This window comes from Janibacter sp. Soil728 (assembly GCF_001428305.1).
GTDB lineage: Bacteria > Actinomycetota > Actinomycetes > Actinomycetales > Dermatophilaceae > Janibacter.
On sequence record NZ_LMRZ01000005.1, the window covers coordinates 461,701 to 472,010 of the forward strand.

9 protein-coding genes and 1 riboswitch are annotated in these 10,310 nt (G+C 71.4%); all 9 genes read right to left on the reverse strand.

Annotated features, from left to right (window positions below; genetic code table 11):
- Positions 1-14: 14 nt before the first annotated feature.
- A riboswitch (FMN riboswitch) is annotated at positions 15-145 on the reverse strand.
- Between the two features lie 1,045 nt (positions 146-1,190).
- Positions 1,191-1,847, reverse strand: a complete 657-nt coding sequence (rpe, locus tag ASG73_RS12955; protein ID WP_055995818.1) for a ribulose-phosphate 3-epimerase — start codon at positions 1,845-1,847, stop codon at positions 1,191-1,193.
- A gap of 50 nt (positions 1,848-1,897) precedes the next feature.
- Positions 1,898-3,382: an RsmB/NOP family class I SAM-dependent RNA methyltransferase gene (locus ASG73_RS12960; protein ID WP_055995821.1), complete on the reverse strand. Its 1,485-nt coding sequence runs from the start codon at positions 3,380-3,382 to the stop codon at positions 1,898-1,900.
- The gene (fmt, locus tag ASG73_RS12965) at positions 3,379-4,311 is read right to left on the reverse strand and encodes a methionyl-tRNA formyltransferase (RefSeq protein WP_055995824.1); all 933 of its coding nucleotides are present in this window, start codon (positions 4,309-4,311) and stop codon (positions 3,379-3,381) included. The genes ASG73_RS12960 and fmt overlap by 4 nt, the downstream gene beginning before the upstream one ends.
- A gap of 124 nt (positions 4,312-4,435) precedes the next feature.
- Positions 4,436-6,478, reverse strand: a complete 2,043-nt coding sequence (locus ASG73_RS12970) for a primosome assembly protein PriA (protein WP_082567225.1) — start codon at positions 6,476-6,478, stop codon at positions 4,436-4,438.
- A gap of 60 nt (positions 6,479-6,538) precedes the next feature.
- Positions 6,539-7,762 carry a methionine adenosyltransferase gene (gene metK, locus ASG73_RS12975; RefSeq protein WP_055995831.1) on the reverse strand — a complete coding sequence of 408 codons (1,224 nt, stop codon included), beginning with the start codon at positions 7,760-7,762 and terminating at the stop codon, positions 6,539-6,541.
- Positions 7,763-7,837: 75 nt separating this feature from the next.
- Positions 7,838-9,079: a bifunctional phosphopantothenoylcysteine decarboxylase/phosphopantothenate--cysteine ligase CoaBC gene (coaBC, locus tag ASG73_RS12980; RefSeq protein WP_055995834.1), complete on the reverse strand. Its 1,242-nt coding sequence runs from the start codon at positions 9,077-9,079 to the stop codon at positions 7,838-7,840.
- A 13-nt stretch (positions 9,080-9,092) separates the two neighbouring features.
- Positions 9,093-9,407: a DNA-directed RNA polymerase subunit omega gene (rpoZ, locus tag ASG73_RS12985; protein WP_055995836.1), complete on the reverse strand. Its 315-nt coding sequence runs from the start codon at positions 9,405-9,407 to the stop codon at positions 9,093-9,095.
- Positions 9,408-9,432: 25 nt separating this feature from the next.
- Positions 9,433-9,990 carry a guanylate kinase gene (gene gmk, locus ASG73_RS12990; RefSeq protein ID WP_055995840.1) on the reverse strand — a complete coding sequence of 186 codons (558 nt, stop codon included), beginning with the start codon at positions 9,988-9,990 and terminating at the stop codon, positions 9,433-9,435.
- On the reverse strand, positions 9,987-10,304 hold the full coding sequence (mihF, locus tag ASG73_RS12995; protein WP_055995843.1) for an integration host factor, actinobacterial type: 318 nt from the start codon (positions 10,302-10,304) through the stop codon (positions 9,987-9,989). Before mihF ends, gmk begins: the two co-directional genes overlap by 4 nt.
- Positions 10,305-10,310 lie beyond the last annotated feature (6 nt).

Sequence of the window (10,310 nt, forward strand, 5' to 3'; positions counted from 1 at the left end):
GTCGTCCTAGTCCGCGCGCGCCGCTCTCATCCGGACTTTGACCGTCGGCCCCGGAGTTCTGGACCGGAGTTCACCGTCTGCCGAGGCAGCCGGGTCGCGGGCTCTCACCGCCGGTGCGGAATCTCACCGCGTCACGTGGCACGTGCAGGGACATTGTGCGCGAAGGGAGAGCCCGCTCGGCCATTGGGTTGGCTCCGTGAGATGCAAGACCCGGGACCTGATCCGAGAGGGTTCGCCCCCTCTGAAGGGGGTAAGACGGTTCGTCCCCACCCACGGGACCAAGACGAGTTCGCCCCCTGTGAAGGGGGCAAGACGGTTCGTCCCCACCCACGGGGACCAAGGCAAGTTCGCCCCCTGTGAAGGGGGCAAGACGGTTCGTCCCCACCCACGGGGACCAAGACAAGTTCGCCCCCTCCACGGGGGGCAAGACCGTTCGCCCCCTCTGAAGGGGGCAAGACCATTCGTCCCCACCCACGGGGACCAAGACGAGTTCGCCCCCTCCACGGGGGGCAAGACCGTTTGCCCCCTCTGAAGGGGGCAAGACCGTTCAGGCAAGACAGTTCGTCCCCACCCACGGGGACCAAGACGAGTTCGCCCCCTCACGGGGGGCAAGACCGTTCGCCCCCTCTGAAGGGGGCAAGACCGTTCAGGCAAGACAGTTCGTCCCCACCCACGGGGACCAAGACGAGTTCGCCCCCTCCACGGGGGGCAAGACCGTTCGCCCCCTCTGAAGGGGGCAAGACCGTTCAGGCCAAACAGTTCGTCCCCACCCACGGGGACCAAGACGAGTTCGCCCCCTCCACGGGGGGCAAGACCGTTCGCCCCCTCCACGGGGGGCAAGACCGTTCGCCCCCTCTGAAGGGGGCAAGACCGTTCAGGCAAGACAGTTCGTCCCCGCCCACGGGGACCAAGACCGTTCGCCCCCTGTGAAGGGGGCAACGCACGAACCCTTCGAGACGGCGCTGGCGCGCCTCCTCAGGGAACGGTGAGCAGACGGCGCTGGCGCGCCTCCTCAGGGAACGGTGAGCAGACGGCGCTGGCGCGCCTCCTCAGGGAACGGGTAAGAAGACGGCGCTGGCGCGCCTCCTCAGGGAACGGTGACCAGACGGCGCTGGGCGCACATCCCAGGGGCGGTGGTGCGACGGGCTGGCCACGCCTCCTCAGGAGACGAGATGTCGGTCGTGGCTCGTTCAGTGGCCGTGGCCCTGCGCCAGCTCCCGCAGCTCGTCGATCGCCCCAGCAGCCGACTCGGCTCCGTAGACGGCCGACCCGGCGACGAAGACATCGGCGCCCGCCTCGGCGCACTGCTCGATGGTCTTCGCGGAGACACCGCCGTCGACCTGGATCCAGATCTCGCCGCCGTGCTTCTTCACGGCCTCGCGCACCTGCGCGACCTTGGGCATCTGGTCGGCCATGAAGGACTGCCCACCGAATCCGGGCTCGACCGTCATGACGAGGACCATGTCGAGCTCGGGCAGCAGCTCCTCGTAGGGGGCGAAGGGAGTTCCCGGCTTGAGGGCCATCGACGCTCGCGCGCCCTGGGCCCGGATGTCCCGGGCCAGGGTGACGGGGTTCTTCGCGGCCTCGATGTGGAAGGTGACCGACTTCGCCCCGGCCTCGGCGTAGGGCGGTGCCCAGCGGTCGGGGTCCTCGATCATCAGGTGGCAGTCGATCGGGATCGGGCTGACCCGCAGCAGCGACTCGACGATGGGCAGGCCGAGGGTGAGGTTGGGCACGAAGTGCGCGTCCATGACGTCGACGTGCGCCCAGTCGGCGTTGCTGATCGCGTCCAGCTCGGACTGCAGGTTGGCGAAGTCGGCGGAGAGGATGCTCGGGGAGATCTGCACGGGTTTCCTTGCTGGAGAGACGGGTTCAGACAGCGGACATGGAGTTGGTGTCAGGACGTCTTGCGCAGCAGCGCGAGGAACATCCCGTCGGTGCCGTGCAGGTGCGGCCACAGCTGGGCGTGCGGTCCGTCACCGAGACCGGTGAGCGTGGCCACCGCTGCGGCAGACAGGTGCTCGCGGGCGTCGAGCACCTCGACGTCGTCACGCTTCTTGAGCACGTCACGCACGACGAAGGTCGTCTCCGACAGGTGCGGGCTGCACGTCGCGTAGGCGATGACGCCGCCGGGACGCGTGGCATCGATACCGGCCGCGAGCAGCTCGCGCTGCAGGGGGCCGAGACCGACGAGGTCGCTCGGCTGCCGGCGCCAGCGCGCCTCGGGGCGGCGGCGCAGCGCGCCGAGCCCGGTGCAGGGCGCGTCGACGAGCACGCGGTCGTAGGTCTGCGGTTCGTCCCGGCCCACCTCACGGCCGTCCCCCGTGCGGACGACGAGCTCGCGACCGTGGTCCTTGGCCTTGGCCATCGCGGGACGCAGGCTCTGCCGGACCAGCTCGGTGCGGTGCTCGCTCAGCTCGTTGGCGACGAGGTCGGCGCGCTGACGCAGGGCGAGGGCGGCGAGCAGGCCCGCCTTCCCCCCGGGCCCAGCACACAGGTCCAACCAGCGCTCGGGTGCACCGTCGGCGCGCTCGTGCACCGGCACGCCCGCCAGCGCGAGAGCCAGCAGCTGGCTCCCTTCGTCCTGGACGGCGGCGCGGCCCTCGCGGATCGCGTCGATGCTGCCCGGGTCACCGCTGTCGAGCTCTGCGGCGAAGGGGGACCACCGCCCGGGCTGCGCACCGGCAGCGAGCAGCTCGTCGACCTCGCACAGGCCGGGACGAGCGATGAGCGAGACCTCGGCAGGGATGTTGTGCGCCTCGAGCAGCTGCTCGAGGACGTCGTCCGCGTCGTCCGTGGTCGCGACGCCGTGACCGATCAGGGCCTGACGCAGCGCCTTGACGATCCACACGGGGTGCGAGAGCGAGACGGACAGTCGCTCGGTCACCGGCTCGGTCGGAGTGACCAGCTCGAGCCACTCCTCGCGGCTGCGCTCACCGACGCGCCGCATGACGGCGTTGACCAGGCCAGCGGCTCCCTGTCCGGCTGCGGAGCGGGCGAGGGCGACGGACTGGTCGGCGGCCGCGTGCACGGGGACGCGCATGCCCAGGACCTGGTGGGCACCCATGCGCAGGACGTCGAGCACTCCCCCGTCCAGCTTCGCGACGGGTCGTTGTGAGGCGTGGGTGATGACGGCGTCGTAGAGCCCCTGCATGCGCAGGGTGCCGTAGGTCAGCTCGGTGGCGAAGGCGGCGTCCCGCCCGCTCAGATGGGCCCGGCGCAGCGCCTTGGGCAGCTCGAGGTTGGCATAGGCGCCGTCCTCGGAGACGGCGCGCAGGACCTGCTGAGCGGTCGCGCGGGGCACGTCTGCCCGGCGTGCTCGCGCCGAAGGTGCAGTCCGCGACTTCTGGCGCGGTCCCTTGTGGTGGTTCTCTGACGTCATGCCGTCTCCTCTCCGAGGCGGTCCCCGGAATCGATGCGCACCCCGCGGGCCCAGTCGGCAGCCGGCATGGGCTTCTTGCCCAGCGGCGTCACCTCACCCAGGCGCACGGCTCGGTCGGCGGTCCCGACGAGCACCTCTCGCTTGCGGGCGTCGATCTTCCCAGCGGGCAGCCGCTCGTCGGTGATCGTCACCGGTCCGAGCTTGAGCCGCTCGCCGCGGAAGGTCGTCCAGGCGCCCGGTGCCGGCGAGCAGCCCCGGATGAGTCGGTCGACCGCCAGCGCGGGGTGCGCGAGATCGACGTGGGCGTCCTCGACGGTGATCTTGGCGGCATGGCTGACGCCTTCGCCAGGTTGGGGCCGAGGCTCGAGGTCGCCGGTGGCGATGCCGTCCATGGTCGCCACCAGCAAGGGCGCGCCAGCATCCGCGAGCCGGGTGAGCAGCGTGCCGGAGGTGTCATCGGGGCGGATCCGCTCCGTCATCGTGCCGAGGACCGGTCCGGTGTCGAGCCCGGTCTCGATGAGGAAGGTGCTCGCGCCGGTGAACTCGTCGCCGGACATCAGGGCTCGCTGCGCGGGCGCTGCCCCCCGCCAGGCCGGCAGCAGCGAGAAGTGCAGGTTGACCCAGCCGTGCGCGGGGATGTCCAGTGCCTCGGCGGGCAGCAGGGCTCCGTAGGCGACGACGGGGCAGCAGTCCGGGGCCAGTTCGCGAAGGCGCCCCAGGAACTGTGGGTCCTTGGGGCTGCTCGGTGCGAGGACCTCGAGTCCGGCCTCCTGGGCGACGACCTTGACCGGTGACGGCTCGAGACGTCGGCCACGCCCGACCTTGGCGTCCGGACGGGTGATCACCCCGATGACCTCGTGGTCGGAGTCGAGCAGGGCACGCAGGGAGGGGACGGCGACCTGTGGGGTCCCGGCAAAGATCAGTCGCACGGGGCGAGTCTAGGTGCCCTCAGCGCCCCCGGGCGCCCGCCGGTCGCTCGCAGCGGCTCTGGTCAGGGAGTCAGGCTTGCATTGCCATGGGGCAATGCGGAGTACTGCCCCCAAGCCGACGGCGTCATCCCGTGGTGAGGTGACCGACCTTGACCGAGGTCAGGTCCGGGGCCTTGCGCGCACTCTCGCCCGCCCGCACGTCCTTGAGCGCGGCGGCGACGAGCGGCCCGTCGGCGAAGGGAGCGGTGACGACCAGTCGGCGACGCTGGTCGGACCCGGGCACGGGCAGCGGCCCGAGGAGCTGTGCGGCGGGGGCCGCTGCCCGCACGGCGTGCTCGATCGCCTCGATCCGCTTGCGGTCCGTCTGGATCTCCGCGCTCCACGTCGTCGGGGGCAGCGACAGCTCCGCGCGCTCGGTGAGCTCTCGCGCCGCGAACCACTGCGGGTCCCAGCGCACGAGCGCCTCCACCGCAGGGATCGTCACGTGAGAAGGCGCACCGCAGAGCACGACCAGTCCCCCATCGGTCCAGGGCCGAGCCAGCCCGGATGCGGCGAACCATCGGCGTACTGCTTCCTCCGCGGCCCTCAGGTCGGGCCGGTCGAGGCTCGCCCAGGCATCGAGCAGCAGGACCGCGGCGTAGCCACCCTCGGCCACGGGCTCGGCCCCCGGGGTGGAGACCACGATCGCGGGCTCGGCCCCGACGCTCTCCTGCACGTCCCCCGCTCCTGAGGTGATGACCCGGGTCCCGGGGAAGGACCGACCGATCTCCTCGGCGGTGCGGCGGGCGCCGATGATCCCGGCGCGGAGTCGGTCGCCGTCGCAGTGGGGGCAGAGGAATCCGCGTGGCGAGCGGCCGCACCAGCCGCACTCGGGAGCCCGATCGGGCGAGGGCAGGGCCAGCGGCCCCTGGCACTCGGGACAGCGGGCCGGCGCGCGACAGGTCGCGCAGGACATCGCGGGGAGGTAGCCCCGTCGAGGCACCTGGATGAGCACGGGACCACACGTGAGTGCCGCGGCCGCGGCGCGGTGCGCCGACGACGGGATGTGCGCACGGGCACCGGGACCATCACGCTCCTCGTCGACGCCCTCGCCCGCGACGACGACCCGCGGCGCCTCCCGGCGAGGGGTCGATCCCCCGACGAGGTGGACGACACCGGCCTCGACGAGCGCGGCGACATCGATCGACATGGCGAGGCCCCCGACGAGCAGGGCAGCGTCCTCGACATCGGCCCGGGTGGTCAGGACATCGCGCACGTGCGTGTAGGGAGCGCGGGGCTCCTGGTGCAGGTCGTCGCCGTCGTCCCACCATGCGACGAGCCCGAGGTCGTGCACGGGCGCATAGGCGGCAGCGCGGGTCCCGACGACGACCCGCACGTGCCCGCGCAGCACCTTCAGCCACGCCGTGTAGCGGGCCTGCGGGCCCTGGTCCGCGGACAGGCGCACGTGCTGCCCCGGGCCGAGCACCTCGGTCAGCGCCGCATCCACCCGCGCGAGATCGCGCTGGTCCGGGACGACGATGACGCTCCCCCGGCCAGAGAGCAGGGCGCCCCGGGCGGCCGCGGCGAGGGCCTGCGGCCAGTCGGTCTCGGGCGGTCGTGACGGGCCGGCGATCCACGCCGCCCTCGGCGACTCGCCACCCGCGACGCGGGACCACCAAGCGGAGCCTGCCCGGTAGCCGGACCACACCTCCGGCGGCGTCAGGGACGAAGGGGGGTCGCCCCCTTCGCCCGCTTCGGTCACCGCCACCGTCGCCGGGTCGTCCTGAGCCGGGTCGTCCTGTGGCTGGTCGTCCTGAGGCGGGGCGGGCTGTGGCGGCTCGAGCGACAAGGCCTTCTCGGCGCGCGCGTGGCGGGGTGGGATGGCCAGCCTGAGCACGTCCATGACTGTGCCCGCCTGGTGACGGGCCAGACGGCGGGCCACCTCGAGGATGTGCGGGGTGAGGACCTGCTCGGGCGAGACGACGGTGCGCACGGGGGCCAGGCGGCCCGTGTGCTCGGCGACATCACTGCGCTCGACCACGTAGCCGGCCAGGTCTCGGCCGGCGAAGCGCGCCTTGATCCGCACGCCGGGCTGTGCGGCCTCGTCCAGCTCCTCGGGCACGAGGTACTCGAAGGGCCGGTCCAGATGGACCAGCCCCGAGTCGATGAGTACCTGGGCGACGCGCACGGGGACAAACGTAACCGGGCGGGGTGTCAACGACATCCCGCCCGGTTGCGTTGTGGAGGATCAGACGCCGACGGCGGCCCGGAGAGCCTCGACCTTGTTGGTCCGCTCCCACGGGAAGGCGTTGTCGTACCCGGCCGCCTCGGTACGACCGAAGTGGCCGTAGGCGGCAGTCGGGGCGTAGATCGGGCGGAGCAGGTCCAGCTCTTCGACGATGGCCAGCGGCCGCAGGTCGAAGACGCTGTCGACGGCGGCCTGGATCTTGTCGACCGCGACCTTCTCCGTGCCGAAGGTCTCGATGTACAGGCCCACCGGCTGCGCGGCGCCGATCGCGTACGCGACCTGGACCTCGCACCGACCGGCGAGTCCGGCGGCGACGACATTCTTGGCGACCCAGCGCATGGCGTAGGCAGCGGAGCGGTCCACCTTGGAGGGGTCCTTGCCGGAGAAGGCACCGCCACCGTGGCGGGCCATGCCGCCGTAGGTGTCGACGATGATCTTGCGGCCCGTGAGGCCGGCGTCGCCCATGGGGCCACCGATGACGAACTTGCCGGTGGGGTTGATCAGGCTGCGGTAGTCCGACGTGTCGAGCTCGACGCCGGAGTCCTTCAGCGCGGACATGACCGGCTCGAAGACATGCTTCTGGATGTCCTGCGGGAGCTGACGCTCGTGGTCGATCTCGGCGGAGTGCTGGGTGGACAGGACGACGGTGTCCAGGCGCACGGCCCGGTCCCCGTCGTAGTCGATCGTCACCTGCGTCTTGCCGTCGGGCCGCAGGTAGTCCAGCTCGCCGGACTTGCGCACCTCGGTCAGCCGCTGGGAGAGCCGGTGCGCGAGGAAGATCGGCAGCGGCATGAGCTCGGGGGTGTCCTCGCAGGCGTAGCCGAACATCAGGCCCTGGTCGCCGGCGCCCTGCTTGTCCTTGGGATCGACGCCACCCGTGCGGTTCTCGTAGGCGGTGTCGACGCCTTGGGCGATGTCGGGGCTCTGCTGGCCGATGGAGATCGAGACGCCGCAGGTGCGGCCGTCGAAGCCCTTCTCCGAGGAGTCGTAGCCGACGCCGTCGGCGATGACCTTGCGCACGAGCTTGGGTATCTCGACATAGGACTCGGTGGTGACCTCGCCGGCGACGTGCACGAGACCAGTGGTCACCATCGTCTCGACGGCCACCCGGCTGTGCGGGTCCTGCTCGAGCATGGCGTCGAGGATCGAGTCGGAGATCTGGTCGCAGATCTTGTCGGGGTGACCCTCGGTCACCGACTCGGAGGTGAAGAGACGTCCGGACACGCAGAACTCCCAAGATCGTGGATGGACGGCCGACGTGACCGTCCGGTAGGGCGGGCCCAGTCTAAGCACCCGTGGTCAGTCGACGGTGAGCGATCTCGCGACGACGTCCCAGATGCCGTGCGACACCTCGGACTTGCTGGCCGGGCCGAGCGCGGTCACCGCCTCGCTGCCGCGGGTGAGGACGTGCACGCTCGTCTCGTCCTGACCGAAGGTCTTGTCGACGCCCACCTCGTTGACCACGAGCAGGTCGCAGCCCTTGCGTGCCAGCTTGGCCCGGCCCAGGTCGAGGACCGATCCCGTGGCGTCACCGGTCTCTGCCGCGAACCCGACGATCAGGGGGGTCGTGGCCGGGCCCCGATCGGCGACGATGCCGGCGAGGATGTCCGGGTTGCGGACCAGCGTGATGGTGGGTGCGGCGTCGGGGTCGGCCGGGTCGTGCGTCTTCTTGATCTTGCTGTCGTTGTACTCTGCGGGGCGGAAGTCGGCCACCGCCGCGACCATGACGACGACATCGTGGTGGGCCACCCGGGCGGTGATCTCCTGCTGCAGCTCCTGCGCGGTCTCCACCCGGACGACATCGACACCTGCAGGGACCGGAAGGTCCACGTTGGCCGCGACGAGCGTGACGGACGCACCGCGCGCGACGGCGCTCTCGGCCAGGGCCAGCCCCTGCTTGCCCGAGGACCGGTTGCCGAGGTAGCGCACCGGGTCGAGCGGCTCGCGGGTGCCACCGGTGCTGATCAGCACTCTGCGTCCGGCAAGGTCAGCGGGGATCTGTGCTCCACCCGTGCTCGCCTCGAGCACGGCGAGGGCCGCGGCATGGATCGCTTCGGGCTCCGGCAGCCGACCGGGCCCGGTGTCGGCGCCGGTGAGGCGCCCCGAGGCGGGCTCCACGACGCTCACGCCGCGGTGGCGCAAGGTCGCCACATTGGCTCGCGTCGCCGGGTGCTCCCACATCTCGGTGTGCATCGCCGGCGCCAGGACGACCGGGCAGCGCGCGGTCAGCAGCACATTGGTCAGCAGGTCGCCGGCGAGCCCGTGGGCCGCCTTGGCCAGCAGGTCAGCGGTCGTCGGTGCGACGACGACGAGGTCCGCCTCCTGCCCGATGCGCACGTGCGGCACATCGGTGATGTTGCTCCAGACATCGGTCTGGACGGGGTGACCGGACAGGGCCTCCCACGTCGGGGCACCGACGAACCTCAGCGCGGCCTCGGTCGGGACGACCGTGACCTGGTGCCCACTCTCGGTGAACAGGCGCAGCAGGAGAACCGCCTTGTAGGCGGCGATACCGCCGCCGACACCGAGGACGATGCGCACGAAGGGGGCTCCGTCAGGCCTCGTCGGCAGCGGCGGCCGGCGCCTTGGGGGCAGCCGTACCCTCGTCGGAGGCGCTGGCCTCCTTGGTCAGCAGGCCCTCGTTGATCTCACGCAGGGCGATCGACAGCGGCTTGTCGTGGACCTGTGCGTCGACCAGCGGGCCGATGTACTCGAGCAGGCCCTCCTGGAGCTGCGAGTAGTACGCGTTGATCTGACGAGCGCGCTTGGCGCCGTAGATGACCAGTGCGTACTTGCTGTCGGCCTTGGTCAGGAGGTCGTCGATCGGCGGGTTGGTGATGCCGATGGGGTTTGCCTTGGTGCCGGACACGTCGAGGTGGTCCTTGTCGTCGAGGTCAGTGGGATTTCATCAATGATACGAGTTCTTCGGCCGCACGACGAATGTCGTCGTTGACGACCACGCGGTCGAACTCGTTTTGGGCGGCCAGCTCGACCTTGGCGGTCTCGAGCCGCACGGCCCGCTCCTCCGCCGTCTCGGTGCCGCGCCCCACCAGCCGGTCGACCAGCTCGTCCCACGACGGCGGGGCCAGGAAGACGAAGCAGGCCTGCGGCATCGAGGCGCGCACCTGGCGGGCCCCCTGCAGGTCGATCTCGAGGAGGGGCAGCTTGCCGGCGGCCAGGGCCTCCTCGACCGGGCGCCGCGGAGTGCCGTAGGAGGCACGGCCGTGGACGACCGCCCACTCGAGCATCTCCCCCGTGGCCACCTTGTCGGCGAACTCGTCGCCGGACATGAAGTGGTAGTGCACGCCGTCCTCCTCGCCGGGGCGCGGCGGCCGCGTCGTCGCAGAGACGGAGAGCCAGACGTCCGGGTGGTTCTGACGGATCCATGCGGCGACGGTGCCCTTGCCCACGGCGGTGGGACCGGCCAGCACGGTCAGACGGGGTGAGCTCATACCCGGGTGAACCTCTCGAGGAGTGCGGTGCGTTGGTGCGGGCCCAGCCCGCGGACGCGGCGGGAGGCCGCGATCCCCAACTCTTGCATGATGCGTACTGCAGTCGCAGGGCCCACACCCGGCATCGACTCGAGCACCGTCACCACGCGCATCCGCGCGACGACGGGATCCGTGCGGCCGGCGTCCAGGACCTCCGGCAGTCCGACGGCTCGACTCTTCAGGCGCTGCCGAAGGTCCGCCCGGGCCGCTCGTGCCTGCGACGCCCGGGTCAGCGCTGCGGCCCGCTGCTGCGGGCTGAGCGTCGGCACGGGCACTGGCAC

What these genes read in the sequence shown, in the direction of transcription:
- gmk (WP_055995840.1), bottom strand. Translation starts at nt 9,990, where the DNA reads ATGAGCTCACCCCGTCTGACCGTGCTGGCCGGTCCCACCGCCGTGGGC.
- ASG73_RS12960 (WP_055995821.1), bottom strand. Translation starts at nt 3,382, where the DNA reads ATGACGTCAGAGAACCACCACAAGGGACCGCGCCAGAAGTCGCGGACT.